The 17,991-nt window shown below is 63.5% G+C and carries 16 protein-coding genes; all 16 read right to left on the bottom strand.

Annotation, left to right across the window (positions count from 1 at the left end):
• Window positions 1–21 precede the first annotated feature (21 nt).
• A complete protein-coding gene (locus NKI49_RS13025; RefSeq protein WP_352597899.1) occupies window positions 22–714 on the bottom strand; it encodes an ABC transporter ATP-binding protein in 693 nt (230 codons plus the stop codon).
• Window positions 711–1,997, bottom strand: a complete 1,287-nt coding sequence (locus NKI49_RS13020; protein WP_352597898.1) for a lipoprotein-releasing ABC transporter permease subunit — start codon at window positions 1,995–1,997, stop codon at window positions 711–713. The genes NKI49_RS13025 and NKI49_RS13020 overlap by 4 nt, the downstream gene beginning before the upstream one ends.
• Window positions 1,994–3,322 (bottom strand): proline--tRNA ligase, encoded by a 1,329-nt coding sequence (proS, locus tag NKI49_RS13015; protein WP_352597897.1) that lies wholly within the window; start codon window positions 3,320–3,322, stop codon window positions 1,994–1,996. Before proS ends, NKI49_RS13020 begins: the two co-directional genes overlap by 4 nt.
• Window positions 3,323–3,986: 664 nt before the next feature.
• Complete coding sequence (locus NKI49_RS13010) at window positions 3,987–4,271, bottom strand: DUF1467 family protein (RefSeq protein WP_352597896.1); 285 nt, start codon at window positions 4,269–4,271, stop codon at window positions 3,987–3,989.
• Window positions 4,268–4,672, bottom strand: a complete 405-nt coding sequence (gene mce, locus NKI49_RS13005; protein WP_352597895.1) for a methylmalonyl-CoA epimerase — start codon at window positions 4,670–4,672, stop codon at window positions 4,268–4,270. The genes NKI49_RS13010 and mce overlap by 4 nt, the downstream gene beginning before the upstream one ends.
• Before the next feature lie 137 nt (window positions 4,673–4,809).
• Window positions 4,810–6,480 (bottom strand): ribonuclease J, encoded by a 1,671-nt coding sequence (locus NKI49_RS13000; RefSeq protein WP_352597894.1) that lies wholly within the window; start codon window positions 6,478–6,480, stop codon window positions 4,810–4,812.
• A gap of 136 nt (window positions 6,481–6,616) precedes the next feature.
• Window positions 6,617–7,438, bottom strand: a complete 822-nt coding sequence (locus NKI49_RS12995; RefSeq protein WP_352597893.1) for a biotin--[acetyl-CoA-carboxylase] ligase — start codon at window positions 7,436–7,438, stop codon at window positions 6,617–6,619.
• A gap of 4 nt (window positions 7,439–7,442) precedes the next feature.
• Window positions 7,443–8,879, bottom strand: coding sequence for an NADH-quinone oxidoreductase subunit NuoN (gene nuoN / locus NKI49_RS12990; protein WP_352597892.1), 1,437 nt, complete (start codon window positions 8,877–8,879; stop codon window positions 7,443–7,445).
• Window positions 8,880–8,899: 20 nt separating this feature from the next.
• Complete coding sequence (locus NKI49_RS12985; protein WP_352597891.1) at window positions 8,900–10,405, bottom strand: NADH-quinone oxidoreductase subunit M; 1,506 nt, start codon at window positions 10,403–10,405, stop codon at window positions 8,900–8,902.
• Entirely contained in the window at window positions 10,405–12,378 is a 1,974-nt protein-coding gene (nuoL, locus tag NKI49_RS12980) for an NADH-quinone oxidoreductase subunit L (protein ID WP_352597890.1), read from the bottom strand. The genes NKI49_RS12985 and nuoL overlap by 1 nt, the downstream gene beginning before the upstream one ends.
• Before the next feature lie 10 nt (window positions 12,379–12,388).
• Window positions 12,389–12,697 carry an NADH-quinone oxidoreductase subunit NuoK gene (gene nuoK, locus NKI49_RS12975; RefSeq protein ID WP_027025980.1) on the bottom strand — a complete coding sequence of 103 codons (309 nt, stop codon included), beginning with the start codon at window positions 12,695–12,697 and terminating at the stop codon, window positions 12,389–12,391.
• A gap of 1 nt (window position 12,698) precedes the next feature.
• Window positions 12,699–13,319 (bottom strand): NADH-quinone oxidoreductase subunit J, encoded by a 621-nt coding sequence (locus tag NKI49_RS12970; protein ID WP_027025979.1) that lies wholly within the window; start codon window positions 13,317–13,319, stop codon window positions 12,699–12,701.
• Window positions 13,320–13,551: 232 nt separating this feature from the next.
• Entirely contained in the window at window positions 13,552–14,043 is a 492-nt protein-coding gene (gene nuoI, locus NKI49_RS12965; protein WP_027025978.1) for an NADH-quinone oxidoreductase subunit NuoI, read from the bottom strand.
• Entirely contained in the window at window positions 14,043–15,086 is a 1,044-nt protein-coding gene (gene nuoH / locus NKI49_RS12960; RefSeq protein WP_027025977.1) for an NADH-quinone oxidoreductase subunit NuoH, read from the bottom strand. The genes nuoI and nuoH overlap by 1 nt, the downstream gene beginning before the upstream one ends.
• A 2-nt stretch (window positions 15,087–15,088) precedes the next feature.
• Complete coding sequence (nuoG, locus tag NKI49_RS12955; RefSeq protein WP_352597889.1) at window positions 15,089–17,170, bottom strand: NADH-quinone oxidoreductase subunit NuoG; 2,082 nt, start codon at window positions 17,168–17,170, stop codon at window positions 15,089–15,091.
• A gap of 73 nt (window positions 17,171–17,243) precedes the next feature.
• Entirely contained in the window at window positions 17,244–17,939 is a 696-nt protein-coding gene (locus NKI49_RS12950; RefSeq protein ID WP_352597888.1) for a helix-hairpin-helix domain-containing protein, read from the bottom strand.
• Between the last annotated feature and the right edge of the window lie 52 nt (window positions 17,940–17,991).

The raw sequence follows: 17,991 nt of genomic DNA, 5'->3' as shown, positions 1-17,991 counted from the left end.
CAGACATATCTGGACTGGAGGTCAGCCCGAACCGAGCGGCACCACCTTGCCGTCGGCAAGCGTTATGCGCCGGTCCATGCGCGATGCCAGCTGGTGATTATGGGTGGCGATCAGCGCCGCGAGGCCCGATTGCCGCACCAGCGCCTCCAGCGCCTCGAACACGTAGGAGGCGGTGACCGGGTCGAGATTGCCGGTCGGCTCGTCGGCCAGCAGCACCAGCGGTGCGTTGGCGACCGCACGGGCGATCGCCACCCGCTGCTGCTCGCCGCCGGAAAGTTCCGACGGCCGGTGCGAGGCGCGCTTGCCGATTTGCATGTAGTCGAGCAGTTGCACCGCGCGTTCGGCCGCCTCCTTGCGCGGCAGCCCCTTGATGAGCTGCGGCATCATGATGTTTTCCAGCGCCGTAAACTCGGGCAGCAGATGATGGAACTGGTAGACGAAACCGACGTCGTTGCGGCGGATCGAGGTGCGCTCGTCGTCGGAGAGCCGCCCGCAGGCGCGGCCCGACAGGATCACGTCGCCGGCATCGGGGCGTTCCAGCAGGCCGGCCGTGTGCAGCAGCGTCGACTTGCCGGTGCCGGACGGCGCCACCAGCGCCACCATCTCGCCGCGCTTCAGCGAGAAATCGGCGCCGTTGAGAATGGTGAGCTTGCGCGGCCCCTGCACATAGTGCCGCTCGACGCTCTTCAGCTCGATAATGGCCTCGGCCATCACTCGTACCTCAAGGCTTCGACAGGATCGAGGCGGGCCGCCCGCCATGCCGGAAACACCGTTGCCAGGAAGGACAGGCCGAGCGCCATGATGACGACATAGGTGGTTTCGCGCGGATCCATCTTCGCCGGCAGCTGGCTGAGGAAATAAAGCTCGGGATTGAACAGCACCTTGCCGGTCATCCAGGAGAAGAACTCGCGGATCGATTCGATGTTGAGGCAGATGACGATGCCGAGCAGGACGCCGGCGATGGTGCCGGTGACGCCGATCGCGGCCCCCGTCATCAGGAAGATACGCAGGATGGCGCCGCGCGTGGCGCCCATGGTGCGCAGGATGGCGATGTCGTGCCCCTTGTCCTTCACCAGCATGACCAGGCCGGAAATGATGTTCAGCGCCGCCACCAGCACGATCAGCGTCAGGATCATGAACATGACGTTGCGCTCGACCTGAAGGGCGGAAAAGAAGGTCTCGTTGCGCTGTCGCCAGTCGACCAGGTCGATGGGCCGCTGCGCCGCCTCCTCCACCTTCGGTTTCAGCGCGTCGACATCGTCGGGATTGTCGACATAAATCTCGATCGTCTGCGCCCTTCCGTCCATGTTGAAATAAAGCTGCGCCTCCGAGAACGGCATGTAGACGATGGAACTGTCATATTCCGACATGCCGACTTCGAAGATCGCCGCGATCTTGTAGCCCTTCATGCGCGGCGTGGTGCCGAGCGGCGTCACGTCGCCGTCGGGCGAGATCAAGGTGATGGTGTCGCCAAGCGCCAGGCCGAGATTCTCGGCCATGCGCTTGCCGATGGCAACGCCCTCGCCGGTATCGAAATCGGCGATCGTGCCTTGCTTGATGTTGCTGGCCACGATGGCGATCTTGCCGAGGTCCTCGCCGCGTATGCCGCGCACCAGCGCACCGCTGCCGCCGCCGACATTGCCTTGCGCCAGCACCTGGCCATCGATCAGCGGCAGGGCGTATTTGACGCCGGGCACGCCGTTGATGCGGCCGGCGACCTGGGCGTAATCCTCGAGCGGCGAATCGAGCGGCTGCACGATCAGATGGCCGTTGACGCCAAGGATGCGCGTCAAAAGCTCGGCGCGGAATCCGTTCATCACCGCCATGACCACGATCAGCGTCGCGACCCCCAGCATGATGCCGAGGAACGAGATCGAGGCGATCACCGAGATCACCGTCTCCTTGCGGCGCGAGCGCAGGTAGCGCCACGCAACCGTGCGCTCGAAGATGGAAAAGGGTCCGGCGCCCGCCGATCTTGCCGCCACCGCCTCGTTCATGCGGCGGTACCGAAGCGCTTTTTCGCGTCCGCGAGCGGCAGCGTCTCGCGCTCGCCGGTCCTGCGATTCTTGATCTCGATCTCGCCGGCGGCCACGCCGCGCGGCCCGACGATCACTTGCCAGGGCAGGCCGATCAGGTCGGCGGTGGCGAACTTGCCGCCCGGGCGCTGGTCGGTGTCGTCGTAAAGCACATCCTTGCCGGCGGCGGCGAAGGCGGCATGGAGTTCGTCGCAGACGCGGTCGCAGTCGGCGTCGCCCACCTTCATGTTGATGAGCCCAATGTCGAACGGCGCCACGGCGTCCGGCCAGATGATGCCGTTTTCGTCATGGCTGGCTTCGATGATCGCCGCGACCAGCCTGGACGGCCCGATGCCGTAGGAGCCGCCGGAGACGAAATGATCCTTGCCGTCGGGCCCGGTCACCTTGGCGCCCATCGGCTTGGAATATTTGTCGCCGAAATGGAAGATGTGGCCGACCTCGATGCCGCGCGCCGAGACCTTGTCGCTTTCGCCGATCGTTGCCCAGGCCGCCTCGTCATGCATCTCGTCGGTGGCGGCGTAGGGCGTCGTCCACGTCTTGACGATGCCGGCGATCTCGGCGTCGTTGGCGAAGTCGGTGCTGGCGCCGGGCACGTCGAGCGAGAGATAGTCGCGATGGCAGAAAACCTGGCTCTCGCCGGTATCGGCCAGGATGATGAATTCGTGGCTGAGATCGCCGCCGATCGGCCCGGTATCGGCCCGCATCGGGATCGCTTGCAGGCCCATGCGCGTAAACGTCCTGAGGTAGGAGACGAACATCCTGTTATAGGCCGCTCTGGCGCCCTCGAAGTCGAGATCGAAGGAATAGGCATCCTTCATCAGGAATTCGCGCGAACGCATGACGCCGAAGCGCGGCCGCACTTCGTCGCGGAATTTCCACTGGATGTGATAGAGGTTGAGCGGCAAATCCTTGTAGGATTTCACATAGGCGCGGAATATCTCGGTGACCATCTCCTCGTTGGTCGGCCCGTAGAGCATGTCACGGTCCTGGCGGTCCTTGATGCGCAGCATCTCTTTGCCATAGTCGTTGTAGCGGCCGCTTTCGCGCCACAGGTCGGCCGACTGGATGGTCGGCATCAGGATTTCCAGCGCGCCGGCGCGGTTCTGCTCCTCGCGGATGATCTGGCAGACCTTGTCCAGCACCCGCTTGCCGAGCGGCAGCCAGGAAAAACTGCCTTGCCCCTGCTGGCGGATCATGCCCGCGCGCAGCATCAGCCGATGCGAGACGATCTCGGCCTCGCGCGGATTCTCTTTGAGGATGGGCAGGAAATAACGCGACAAACGCATGGACTGGTCCGTGGGTGAGGATGGCCGCACCAGAATCGGCGCGACGCAGGCTTGCTTGCCCCGGCTTCATAGCCATTTCATGACCGAATGGGAACCCGGCCACGCCGTCACACTCGAGCCTCCGCGCCGGATTCCGTCGGCCTTCCGCCCCGCCTCGCCACCAGTCCGGTGCGCCGAACTTCTTTCGGCCCTGGCCTCAATCTTTCTGCCCAGGCCCTTTTTCGTCGAGGCCGAAAAGGCCCGGTCATCTCTACTGGGCGTTTCGGAAGCAAAGCCTGCCGTACTATTGTGCAGTGCAGCACGAGAATGCCTGTTTCGAGGCAAAATTCTTCGTGACATTTTCATTCGCCTTAGGCTAGTGTGCCGCGATAACCGAGAGGGCGGAGAAAAATCTGCCCTCCTACGCGGTCAAAGTCTTGGGAGGATGCGATCTAGGCGCGGTTACTCGCTGCCGCCGGGAAACGGAAACAGATCGGACGCGTTTAATTGCAAGGCCTCGTGCCTTGCATTTTTTTTGTGCAATCATCCGCTTAGCGCCGCGAGTTGCAGGATTACATTACCCAGCGTCAGCGGCGGCTGGCCAGAAACAGCAGCGCCAGTCCGGACCGGGTCCGCTCTGCTCCGATGTACAAATCGCTCTATGAAAATGCCTTTGTCCGGCGGTTTACTTCGGCGGGGTCTGGCCGAAATCCGGCACGATGTGCGGGATGTCGTTGAGGCTGTATCCCAACCCATGCGTCAGGCCGTAAAAAATGCCCATGAGGACCGCCGTGGCGATGGTTGTGCGGATCACGGCGCGCAGCATATGCGGCCCGCGCGGCGCGCTGGGAACGGTGCCAAGCGTCACGTCGTGATCGTCGTCCTGCGTCCTGACGCTGAAGGGCAGCACGGTAAACAGCACCACCCACCAGGTCGCGAAAAACAGGGCCGTGAACGAAACCCAGCTCATGATTGCTCCAGTTCGATCAGCGTGCCGAAGAAATCCTTGGGGTGCAGGAACAGCACAGGTTTGCCATGCGCGCCGGTCTTCGGGTTACCGTCGCCCAACACGCGGGCGCCAGCGGCCTTGAGCCGGTCGCGCGCGGCCAGGATGTCGTCGACCTCATAGCAGAGATGATGCATGCCGCCCGATGGGTTTTTCTCCAGGAAGGCGGCAATCGGCGAACCCTCGCCCAAGGGCTCCAGCAGTTCGATCTTGGTGTTGCCGACATTGACGAACACCACGGTCACGCCATGCTCCGGCAGCGCCCGCGGTTCGCTCACCTCGGCGCCGAGCGTGTTGCGATAGGCAGCGACGGCCGCCGCCAGGTCCGGCACCGCAAGCGCGACATGGTTCAGACGTCCGAGCATGGTTTTCCTCAGGGCAGTAAGGCAATAGGGCAGTAGGGCAGTAGGGAAAAACAAGTCGAAAGGTGGGGAGCTCAACGCTGTTTGCTCTTTCCTACTCCCCTACTGCCTTACTGCCCTATTCCCCTATTCCCTGTTCGTCACCTCGTGACGAACACCGTCACCAGCGGTTTCTTGCCCCAGGCTTCGTTGGCGGCGCCGCGCACCGCGCGCCGGACCGCCTCTTGCACGAGGTCGAGGTCTTTTCGGCGCTGACGGGGGATCGAGTCCACGGCGCCGATTGCCGCATCGATCATCAGGTCCTCCAGCGTCTCGCCGCGGCTATCCGCCTCGGCGACGCCGATGGCGACCAGATCGGGGTCGCCGGCAAGCTCATACTTCTCGTCAAGCACGACGTTGACCGCGACATGACCGGCGAACGACAGCTTGCGCCGGTCGCGTATGCCCATGGACTGGTCGGTGCCGATCAGATTGCCGTCCTTGTAGACACGGCCGAACGGCACCTGGTCGATGATGGTGGCTGGGCCGGGAGCGAGCCTCAGCATGTCGCCGTCGCGCACCTGCGCCACCTGGCCGATGCCGGAGGTCGACATCAGCGATCCCTGCGCCACCAGATGCGCCGCCTCGCCATGCACGGGAACGCCGATCTGCGGCCGCACCCATTCGTACATCTTGCGCAATTCGCTGCGCCGCGGATGCCCGGAGACATGCACCAGCGCATCACCGTCCTCGATGATCTTGATGCCGAGATCGATGAGACGGTTCTTGATCTCGAGGATCGCCCTCTCATTGCCGGGAATGGTGCGCGAGGAGAACACCACCGTGTCGCCTGCCGTCAGCGACACAGACTTCATCTCGTCGCGCGACAGCTTGGCAAGGGCGGCCAGCGGCTCGCCCTGGCTGCCGGTGCAGATGATGACCAGGTTCTCGCGCGGGATGAAGCCAAAATCCTCCTCGGCGATGAACTCCGGCAGGCCATCCATGTACCCAAGTTCATCGGCGACATCGATGACGCGCTTCAGCGAGCGGCCGAGCACCAGGCACTGGCGGCCGGCATCCCGCGCCGCCCTGGCGATGGAAACGATGCGCCCGACATTGGAGGAGAAAGTGGTGACGGCGACGCGGCCCTTGGCGGCCTGGATGACGCCCTTGAGGCCCTCGCCGACCGCGACTTCCGAGGGCGACTCCCCTTCCCGCAGCGCATTGGTCGAATCGCAGACCAGCGCCAGCACGCCCTTGTCGCCATAGGCGCGAAAGCGCGCCTCGTCGGTTTTCGGGCCGATCGTCGGTTCCGGATCGATCTTCCAGTCGCCGGTATGGATGACGGTGCCTGCCGGCGACGTGATCGCCAGCGACATCGGCTCGGGGATCGAATGCGCCACCGGAATGGCCTCGATCTCGAACGGGCCGACGGTGAATTTCTCGCCCGCTTTGTAGATCGTCACCGGGATTTTCGGCGCGCCCTGCTCGCCTTGGCGCTTCGCATCCAGCAAGCCAGCGCTGAACGGCGTCATCCATACCGGCGCCTTCAGCTTCGGCCAGGTGTCGAGCAGCGCGCCGTAATGGTCCTCATGCGCATGGGTGATGATGATGCCGCGCAGATTGGCGAGGTTCTCCTCGATGAAGCGCGTATCGGGCAGGATCAGGTCGACGCCCGGATGCACAGCGTCGGGAAAGGTGACGCCGACATCGATGACGATCCACTCGCGCGCGCTGGGCGGGCCGTAGCCATAGAGGGCGAAGTTCATACCGATTTCGCCGACGCCGCCGAGCGGCACGAAGACGAGTTCGGCGTTGTCAGCTTTCGCCATGATTTTTTCCTTCCTGGCCCTCAGGCCAAGCCGTTAAAGCAATTCCAGGAAAAGCGTGTAACGGTTTTCCGTCCGGAATTGCGCAAAAACAATCAGTTGGAGCGGCTCCGTGTTTCAATCAAACACGCAACCACTTCTAGACCCGGGCAGACGCGACCGCGCCGAAATGCACGTCGCCGGCGGCGATCGTCAAAACCGAACCCTCATCGTCGCGAATCACGAAACGACAGTCCTCGTCAATGGTTTCAAACACCCCACGCACCACATTACCGTCAATTCTGACAGCAACCTCGCCGCCAAGGCCTGCCGCGCGTGCCAGCCAGCGCCGCCTGACGGCGGCAAGCCCGCGCCCTTCATCCCACAATCGGGCGTTCTCGCTCCAGGCATCCGATAGCGCCAGGAACAGCGTTTCGGCGTCGCAAGCGGCGCCCAAAGCGTGAAGCGATGTCGCGGGATACGGTAAATCCTCGGGATATGCCACAACATTGACGCCGATACCGACCGCCACCGCGAAACGGCCGCCTTCGAGGACCGCCGATTCCAGCAGGATGCCGGCGAGTTTGGCGCCGGAGGCAAGCACGTCGTTCGGCCATTTCAGCTCGAAACGGTTCTTGCCCTCACTGCCGCCGTCGAGGCCGATGGCGATCCGCCCCTTCGGCACCACGGCGTCGAGCGCATCGGCCAGCGCCAGGCCGGCGACGAAACCGAGCGTCGCGGCCAGGCGAAGCTCGCCGCCGGTGAGGACGAGCAGCGTCGCCGCCAGATTGCCCTCGGGCGTCGCCCAGACGCGGCCGCGCCGCCCGCGCCCGCTCTCCTGCTTCTTGGAAACGACCCACAATCTGCCCGGGTCGCCTGCCCGGGCGTGGTCCAGCGCCAGCGCATTTGTCGAGCCGACGCTGTCATGAGCCTCGAGCCGGAACCCTTCCGACGCCGCGGTTGGAGCCAGCCGAAATGCCATGCCGTCAGAAGAATGTCTTGGCGGCGGCTTCGGCGTAAGTGCCGATCGGCCCGCCGATCAGCACATAGAACAGCACGAAAGCGCCGGAGACGCCGAGTACGAGGCGCAATTCGCTAGCCATCGGCACGAAGCCGCCGACCGGTTCGTCGAACCACATGATCTTGATGATGCGCAGGTAATAATAGGCGCCCACCACCGAGGCCAGCACGCCGATGATCGCCAGCGCGTAGAGATTGGCGTTGATGGCGGCGAGGAACACGTACCACTTCCCCCAGAACCCGGCGAGCGGCGGAATGCCGGCCAGCGAGAACATCAGGATGGTCAGGATCGTCGCCATGATCGGGTTGGTCGAGGACAGGCCGGCCAAGTCGCTGATCTGCTCGACATTGCCTTCCTTGCGGCGCATGGCGAGGATGAAGGCGAAGGTGCCGAGCGTCATCACCAGGTAGATCAGCATGTAGATGGCGACGCCGCGCACGCCGGCCTGGCTGTTGGCGGCAAGGCCGACCAGAGCGTAGCCCATATGGCCGATCGAGGAATAGGCCATCAGCCGCTTGATGTTGGTCTGGCCGATCGCCGCGAAAGCGCCGAGCGCCATCGAGGCGATCGAAATGAAGACGATGATCTGCTGCCAGTCGGCAGCGATCGGCTTGAACGCGCCCATGGTGACGCGAACGATCAGCGCCATCGCCGCCATCTTGGGTGCCGCCGCCAGGAAAGCGGTCACCGGCGTCGGCGCGCCCTCGTAGACATCGGGCGTCCACATGTGGAATGGCACCGCCGAGATCTTGAAGGCGAGGCCGGCCAGCACGAAGACGAGACCGAAGACCAAGCCAAGCTGGCGCTCGCCGCTGCCGAGCGCCGTCGCGATCTCCTGGAAGCCGGTATTGCCGGTATAGCCATAGACCAGGCTGATGCCGTAGAGCAGCATGCCCGACGACAGCGCGCCCAGGACGAAGTATTTCAGGCCGGCCTCGGTCGAACGCAGGTTCTCGCGGTTGATCGCGCACACCACATAGATCGCCAGCGACTGCAATTCGAGGCCGAGATAGAGCCCGATCATGCCGTTGGCCGAGATCATCAGCATCATGCCGAGCGTGCTCAAAAGGATCAGCACCGGATATTCGAACTTGTCGAAACGCTCCGCCTTGGCAAAGCGCATCGACATGACCAGCGTTACCGCCGAGCCGACCAGCGACAGCAGCTTCATGAACCGGGAGAAGGAATCCTGGATGAAGGCGTTGCCGTAGGCGCTGCCCTGCCCGGTGGAGAAGATCAGCCAGGCGCCTGATATCACCAGCGCGGCGACGGCAAGGCCGGTCACCGTGTTGGCGGTGTTGGCCCGCGAATAGGCGCCGACCATCAGCAGCGCGAGCGCGCCGATGGCAAGGATCAGCTCGGGCGTCGAGAGCGACAGGCTGGAGAGAAGGTCCGGCGTCATGGTTCGCAAAACCCCTCTGGTCAGTTCGCCGCCGCGGTCTGCGCGGCGCCGATCGATGCGGTGACATTGGTGACGAGCGACTTGACCGACTGGGCCGTCGCGTCGAAGACGGGGGCGGGATAGACGCCGAAGAAGATGACCAGCACGACCAGCGGATAGATGATCGCCTTCTCGCGCGTCGACAGGTCGAGCAGGCCCTTGAGGCTGTCCTTGGTCAGCGCCCCGAAGATCACCCGGCGATAGAGCCACAGCGCGTAGGCGGCCGACAGGATGACGCCGGTGGCGGCGAAGAACGCCACCCAGGTGTTGACCCGGAACACGCCGAGCATGGTCAGGAATTCGCCGACGAAGCCGCTGGTGCCCGGCAGGCCGACATTGGCCATGGTAAAGATCAGGAACACGGTGGCGTATTTCGGCATGTTGTTGACCAGGCCGCCATAGGCGGCGATCTCACGCGTGTGCATGCGGTCGTAGATGACGCCGACGCACAGGAACAGCGCGCCCGAGACGAGGCCATGGCTGAGCATCTGGAAGATGGCGCCCTGCACGCCTTCCTGGTTCATGGCGAAGATGCCCATGGTCACGAAACCCATATGGGCGACCGACGAATAGGCGATCAGCTTCTTCATGTCCTCCTGCATCAGCGCCACCAGCGAGGTGTAGATGATGGCGACGACCGACAGCGCAAAGACCAGCGGCGCGAACATCTCTGACGCCAGCGGGAACATCGGCAAGGAGAACCGCAGGAAACCGTATCCGCCCATCTTCAACAGGATGGCGGCCAGGATCACCGAGCCGGCCGTCGGTGCCTCGACATGCGCGTCCGGCAGCCAGGTGTGCACCGGCCACATCGGCATCTTCACCGCGAAAGAGGCGAAGAAGGCGAGCCATAACCATGTCTGCATGTTGGCCGGGAAGTTGTGCGTCAAAAGCGTCGGAATATCGGTCGTGCCGGACTGGTAGAACATCGCCATGATGGCGAGCAGCATCAGCACCGAGCCGGCGAGCGTGTAGAGGAAGAATTTGAACGAGGCATAGACGCGCCGCTTGCCGCCCCAGACGCCGATGATGATGAACATCGGGATCAGGCCGGCCTCGAAGAAGACGTAGAACAGCACGATGTCGAGCGCGCAGAACACGCCGATCATCAGCGTTTCGAGCAGCAGGAAGGCGATCATGTAAGCCTTGACGCGCTTCTCGATCGCTTCCCACGACGCCAGGATGCAGAGCGGCATCAGGAACGTCGTCAGGATGACGAACAGCATCGAAATGCCGTCCACGCCCATATGGTAGGAAATGCCGGAGTCGAGCCAGGCGACCTTCTCAACGAACTGGAAGCCGGCCTCCGAATTGTCGAAACCGGTCCAGATGAACAGCGAGATGATGAACGTGAACGTCGTCGTCAGCAGCGCTATGGCGCGGATGTTGCGGCGCGCGTTTTCGCTGTCGTCGTTGATGAACAGGATGAGCAGCACACCAACCAGCGGTAGGAAGGTGACCAGCGAGAGGATTGGCCAGGCGGTCATCAGAGCATCATCCAGGTGACGAATGCGGCAACGCCGATCAGCATGGCGAAGGCATAGTGATAGAGATAGCCGGTCTGCAGCTTGACGACGCGGTTGGTGACGTCGACGACCCGCGCCGAGATGCCGTCCGGCCCGAGGCCGTCGATGACGGTGCCGTCGCCGGTCTTCCACAGGAAATGGCCGAGGCGCTTGGCGGGCCGCACGAACAGGAAGTCGTAGAGCTCGTCGAAATACCACTTGTTGAGCAGGAAGGCGTAGAGCCCGCGATGCTGTGCGGCCAGGTTTTTCGGCATCTCCGGCGCCCGGATATAGAACTGCCAGGCGATCGCAAAACCAATCAGCATGGCGACGAACGGCGCCAGTTCGACCCACAGCGGCAATTCGTGAATCTCGTGCAGGATATGGTTGTCCGGCAACGTGAACAGCGAGGCTTTCCAGAATTCGGCGTAGCCTTCGCCGATGAAGGCGCCGTGGAAGATGATGCCAGCAAACAGCGCGCCCGCAGCCAGGATGAACAGCGGCACCAGCATAACCGGCGGCGATTCATGGACGTGGTGCATCACCTCGTGGCTCGCCCGCGGCTGGCCGTGGAAAGTCATGAAGATCAGCCGCCAGGAATAGAAGGAGGTGAAGCAGGCGGCGACGACCAGGAGCACGAAGGCAAGGGCGGCGACCGAGTTGTGGCTGGCAAAGGCGCTTTCGATAATGGCGTCCTTGGAGAAGAAGCCGGCGGTGCCGATGACCGTCACCGGAATGCCGACGCCGGTCAGCGCCAGCGTGCCGATCACCATCATCCAGTAGGTGGTCGGGATCAGTCTCCTGAGGCCGCCCATCCTGCGCATGTCCTGCTCGTCGGAAACGGCATGGATGACCGAGCCCGAGCCGAGGAACAGCAGCGCCTTGAAGAAAGCATGCGTGAACAGGTGGAAGATCGCGGCACCGTAGGCGCCGACGCCGAGCGCCACGAACATGTAGCCGAGCTGCGAGCAGGTCGAATAGGCGATGACGCGCTTGATGTCGTTCTGGACCAGGCCGACGGTCGCCGCGAAGAAGGCGGTGAAGGCGCCGATGAAGGTCACCACCGTCAGCGCCGAATGCGACAGCTCGAACAGCGGCGACAGCCGCGCCAGCATGAACACGCCGGCCGTCACCATGGTGGCGGCATGGATCAGCGCGGAGACCGGCGTCGGACCTTCCATGGCGTCCGGTAGCCAGGTATGCAGCGGCACCTGCGCCGACTTGCCCATGGCGCCCATGAACAGGAGCAGGCAGACGACCGTCATTGCCGCCTGCTTGTCGAGCGCATAGCCGAGGAAGGTCAGCACCGTGGCACCTTGCGGGGCGCCTTCAGCCGGGATGAACGTCGCCGCATTGGCGAAGATGGTGCCGAGATTGACCGAGCCGAACAGCACGAACACGCCGAAGATGCCGAGCGCGAAACCGAAATCGCCGACGCGGTTGACGACGAACGCCTTGATGGCGGCGGCGTTGGCCGACGGCTTCTTGTACCAGAAGCCGATCAGCAGGTAGGAGGCGAGGCCCACCCCTTCCCAGCCGAAGAACATCTGCACCAGATTGTCGGCCGTCACCAGCATCAGCATGGCGAAGGTGAACAGCGACAGATAGGCGAAGAAGCGCGGCCGGTTCGGGTCGTGGTGCATGTAGCCGATCGAATAGATGTGGACCAGCGCCGACACCGTGTTGACCACCACCAGCATCACCACCGTCAGCGTGTCGATGCGGAGCGCCCAGGATGCTTCGAGCCCGCCCGACTCGATCCAGCGCAGCACCGGCACGGTGAACACCTCGCCATGGCCGAAGCCGACGGTGAAGAAGGCGATCCACGACAGCACGGCCGCGATCACCAGGAAGCCCGAGGTGATGTATTCGGACGCCTTGGCGCCGAGCGACGTGCCGAACAGGCCGACGATCAGGAAGCCGAGCAGCGGAAGGAAGACGATGGCCTGATACATGGTGGTTCCGTCAACCCTTCATCATGTTCACGTCTTCGACCGCGATCGAGCCGCGGTTGCGGAAGAAGACGACGAGAATGGCAAGTCCGATGGCCGCCTCGGCCGCCGCGACCGTCAGCACGAACAGCGCGAACACCTGGCCGACCAGATCGCCGAGAGCCGCCGAAAAGGCGACGAAATTGATGTTGACCGCAAGCAGGATCAATTCGATCGACATCAGGATGACGATGACGTTCTTGCGGTTCAGGAAGATGCCGAACACGCCGAGCGTGAACAGGATCGCCGATACGGTCAGATAATGTGCGATGCCGACGACCATCTCAGACTCCTTCGCCCGACTTGACCTTGCGGATTTCCATGCCGGTCGCCGCGGTGCGGCCGACCTGGGCTGCGATCGACTGCCGCTTGACCCCTTCCTTGTGACGCAACGTCAGCACGATGGCGCCGATCATGGCGACCAGCAGGATGAGGCCCGAAATCTGGAAGTAGTAGAGGTAGTCGGTATAGAGAATGTCGCCGAGTGCGGCCGTATTTGTCCGCGCGGCGAGATCCGGGATGGGTTTCGATACGGTCGAGGCCAGCTGCGGCGCGAATGTATAGCCGCCCAGCACGACGATCAGCTCCGCCGCCAGGATCAGCCCGACCAGCGCGCCGATCGGAGCGTATTGCAGGGCGCCTTCCTTCATCTCGGCGAAATCGACGTCGAGCATCATCACGACGAAGAGGAACAGCACCATCACCGCGCCGACATAGACGACGAGCAGGATCATCGCCAGGAACTCGGCGCCGGTCAGCATGAACAGGCCGGCGGCGTTGAAGAAGGTCAGGATCAGGAACAGCACCGAATGGACGGGGTTGCGCGATGAAATGACCATGAACGCCGATGCCACCGCGACAAAGGCGAAGAGGTAGAAAAAAGCCGCCTCTAGTCCACTCAGCATTGGGGATCCCCCGGATTCCTGTCCAAACAGGACAACCGTCCTGTTTGATTTTTGCCGCCGCCTCCGGCCGCAAGTTTCGTGTTCCTAGCCCATGTTTCGATCGGGTTGAAAGACCCGATCGAAAGAAACATGGACCACTGTGAATTCCGGAGCACGATCTTGTCCGAAAAGTCCGCAACTTTTCGCGATCATCCTCTGGACGAGGCCCCTCGCCTCGTCCATCCGTCAAATATCAGCGGTACGGCGCATCAAGCGAGATGTTGCGCGCCAGTTCGCGCTCCCACCGGTCGCCATTCGCCAACAGCCTGTCCTTGTCGTAATAGAGTTCCTCGCGCGTCTCCGTCGCGAATTCAAAATTCGGCCCCTCGACGATGGCGTCGACCGGGCAGGCTTCCTGGCAGAAGCCGCAATAGATGCACTTCACCATGTCGATGTCGTAGCGCACCGTGCGGCGCGTGCCGTCGTTTCGGCGCGGACCGGCCTCGATGGTGATGGCTTGCGCCGGGCAGATCGCCTCGCACAATTTGCAGGCGATGCAGCGTTCCTCGCCATTGGGATAACGGCGCAGCGCATGCTCGCCACGGAAGCGCGGGCTGATCGGCCCCTTCTCGTGCGGATAGTTGATCGTCTCCTTCGGCGCGAAGAACTGGCGCATCGACAGGAAGAAGGCGCTGACGAAATCCTGCAAAAGCAGCGATTTTGCGGCTTGGGACAGAGCGGACATCACGCAAACCCCGTGATCTTGAGGAAGGCTGCGGTGGCGACCACCATGAACAGCGAGATCGGCAGGAAGACCTTCCAGCCGAGCCGCATCAGCTGGTCGTAGCGGTAGCGCGGCACGAATGCCTTCACCATGGAGATCATGAAGAACACCACGCAGACCTTGAGTACGAACCAGATCAGCCCCGGCACCCAGGTGAAGGGCGCGAAGTTGAAGGGCGGCAGCCAGCCGCCGAGGAACAGGATGGTGGCCAGCGCGCACATCAGCACGATGGCGACATATTCGCCGAGGAAGAACAGCAGGAACGGCGTCGACGAATATTCGACCATGTGGCCGGCGACCAGTTCCGATTCGGCTTCCACCAGGTCGAAGGGCGGCCGGTTCGTCTCGGCCAGCGCCGAGATGAAGAAGATGACGAACATCGGGAACAGCGACAGCCAGTGCCAGTCGAGGAAGGTGTTGGGCAGGCCAAGCCTGGTGCCGAGCCCGTCCTGCTGCGAGAGCACGATGTCGGACAGGTTGAGCGAGCCGACGCAAAGCAGCACGGTGACGATGACGAAGCCGATCGAGACTTCGTAGGACACCATCTGCGCTGCCGAACGCAGCGCGCCGAGGAACGGATATTTCGAGTTGGATGCCCAGCCGCCCATGATCACGCCGTAGACCTCGAGCGAGGAGATGGCGAAGACATAGAGTATGCCGACATTGACGTTGGCGATCGCCCAGCCCTGGTTGACCGGAATGACCGCCCAGGCCGAGATCGCCAGCACCGCCGAGACCAGCGGCGCAAGGAGAAAAACACCCTTGTTGGCGCCGGACGGAATGACCGGTTCCTTGAAGACGAACTTCAACAGGTCGGCGAAGGCCTGCAGCGTGCCCCAGGGGCCGACCACGTTCGGACCGCGGCGCAATTGCACCGCCGCCCAGATCTTGCGGTCGGCGTAGAGGATATAGGCGACGAAGATCAGGAGCACGACGATCAGCACGACCGACTTCAGCAGGATCAGCAGCGCCGGCAGCACGTAGAAGGAAAAGAAGGTGTCCATGCTTATTCCGCCGCCTGCTTGAAGCCGCTCTTGGCCAATGCCGAGCATTCCGCCATGACGGCCGACGCGCGCGCGATCGGGTTGGTCAGGTAGAAATCCTTGACCGGCGAGGTGAACGTGCCCTTGTTCAGCCGCCCGCCGAGCTTCGCCACCCCGGTAATATCCTCGGCATTGCCGGCCGCGACCTGATCGATGCGGGCCAGATGCGGGTATTCGCCATAAAGTTTCGCGCGCAGCTGCGGCAGTGAATCGAACGGCAGCTTCTTGCCCAGCACGTCCGATAGCGCCCGCAGGATCGCCCAGTCCTCGCGGGCATCGCCCGGCGCGAAGCCGGCGCGGTTGGTCTGCTGCACGCGCCCTTCCGTGTTGACATAGGTGCCCGACTTTTCGGTATAGGCGGCGCCCGGCAGGATGACGTTGGCGCGGTGCGCGCCGGCGTCGCCATGGGTGCCGATATAGACGACGAAGGCGCCGCCGGTCTTGCCCATCTCGATCTCGTCGGCGCCGAGCAGGAACAGAACGTCGGTCTCGCCCAGCATGCCGGCGACATTCTTGCCGCCCTCGCCCGGCACGAAGCCGAGATCGAGGCCGCCGACGCGGCCGGCGGCGTTGTGCAGCACGGCAAAGCCGTTCCAGTCGGCACGGGCGGCGTTGATCGCGGTGGCTAGCCTGGCGGCCTGGCCGAGCACGGCCGCGCCATCCCCCCGCGCCAGCGCGCCCTGGCCGACGATGATAAGCGGGTGCGTCGCCTTCTTCAGCGTCTGGAAGAACTTGCCATTGCCGTCCGCCAGATCCTTCAGCGATTCCGGCCCGGCGCCAAGCTGCTCGTAGTCGTAGCGTGTATCGCCGACATCGCCGATGACGCCGACCGGCAAATTGCCGACCCGCCAGCGCTTGCGGATGCGGGTGTTGAGCACCGAGGCCTCGAAGCGCGGATTGGCGCCGATGATCAGCACCGCGTCGGCCTGCTCGATGCCTTCGATGGTCGGGTTGAAGATGTAGCTGGCGCGTCCGAGCGACGGATCGAGTGCTGCACCGTCCTGGCGGCAGTCGGTGTTCCTCGAGCCGAGCGAAGCCATCAAAAGCTTCAGCGCGTAGATTTCCTCGACCGCGGCGAGATCGCCCGAAATGGCGCCGATCCTCTCGGGTGCCGCCTTCGACACCGCGTCGTTGATCGCCGCAAAAGCCTCGGCCCAGCTCGCGGCAACCAGTCTGCCGTCCTTGCGCACATAGGGGCGGTCGAGGCGCTGCGTGCGCAAGCCGTCCCAGATGAAGCGGGTCTTGTCGGAGATCCACTCCTCGTTCACCTGCTCGTTGATGCGCGGCAGGATGCGCATCACTTCGCGGCCCCTGCTATCGACGCGGATCGCCGAACCGACGGCGTCCATCACGTCGATGGATTCGGTCTTGGTCAATTCCCAGGGACGCGCCTGGAAAGCAAAGGGCTTGGAGGTCAGCGCGCCGACCGGGCAGAGATCGATGACATTGCCCTGCAGCTCCGAGGTCATCGCCTGTTCGAGATAGGTGGTGATCTCGGCGTCCTCGCCGCGACCGATCAGGCCGAGCTCGGAAATGCCGGCAACTTCCGTGGTGAAGCGGACGCAGCGCGTGCAATGGATGCAGCGGTTCATCACCGTCTTGACCAGCGGTCCGATATACTTGTCTTCGACCGCGCGCTTGTTCTCGTGATAGCGCGAGGAATCGACGCCGAAGGCCATCGCCTGGTCCTGCAGGTCGCACTCGCCGCCCTGGTCGCAGATCGGGCAATCCAGCGGATGGTTGATCAGCAGGAATTCCATCACGCCTTCCCTGGCCTTCTTGACCATCGGCGTGTTGGTGAAGATTTCCGGCGTCTCGCCGTTCGGGCCGGGGCGCAGGTCGCGCACGCCCATGGCGCAGGAGGCCTGCGGCTTGGGCGGCCCGCCCTTCACCTCGATCAGGCACATGCGGCAATTGCCGGCGATCGACAGCCGCTCGTGGAAACAGAAGCGCGGCACTTCCGCGCCAGCGTCTTCCGCCGCCTGCAGCAGCGTGTAGTGGTCGGGTACCGTTATTTCTTTCCCGTCGACCTTGAGCTTTGCCATTCGCCTCAAATCCCTGCGGATTTCCCGCAATTCCTCGTTCCCGGCGCGGTCGAAACCGCGCCAGGCAATTCATTCACTTCTTGGCGGCCAGCGCCGCCGCCTTGGCAGTCCAGTCGTCGCGGCCGATGCGGCCGTTGAACGACAGATAATCGTCGACCCAGGCGATCTCCTGCGGCGACCAGGCCGCGATCTGGGCGAAAGTCCAGATGCCGAGGCCGTTCAGCACCTTCTCAAGCTTCGGGCCGATGCCTGGTATCGCCTTGAGGTCCGATGGCTCCTCCGGCCTGTCCATGGCCTTTGGCTGGCGGAAATCCTCCGGCATCGGCATATCGGGGACGTCGGCGGCTGCCGGGCCGGCATTCGCCGCCGGCACCACTGTGACGGCTTCCTTGGCTGCGATGTCGGTCACATCCCTCGCGAAGGACTGGGCATCGGCGATCAGGGTCTTCGCCGCCGCCCGCGCCCTGGTCGAGGAAGAGGTCGTGTCGTCGAAGCGCTCGACGCGTGCCTCGAAGTCATCGACGATCGGCTGCATCAGCCGTTGCGAGGCTTCTGCGGCTCCCGAAAGCGCGCCCATCCAGACGCCGAGCGCGTGGTTGGCGAGCCCGAGGCCAAGCGCCGACATCGCCGCCGCACCCGCGACAGGGTGCGCGAAAAGGTTGACGGCGCTGGCCATCTCCTTCGGCATCATCCTGGTCAGGTCCTGGTTCATCTTCTCGATCTGGTCCAAATTGGGCATCAATGGATGGGGTGTCGAATACGGCGCCATAGAGTTCTCCTGGTCGTTTCTTCGTTCGCCCCGCCCCGTTCTTCACGCTTCG

The sequence above is a fragment of the Mesorhizobium sp. M0587 genome, from assembly GCF_040320945.1.
Taxonomy (GTDB): Bacteria; Pseudomonadota; Alphaproteobacteria; order Rhizobiales; family Rhizobiaceae; genus Mesorhizobium.
This window is presented reverse-complemented; position numbering and strand designations above follow the sequence as displayed.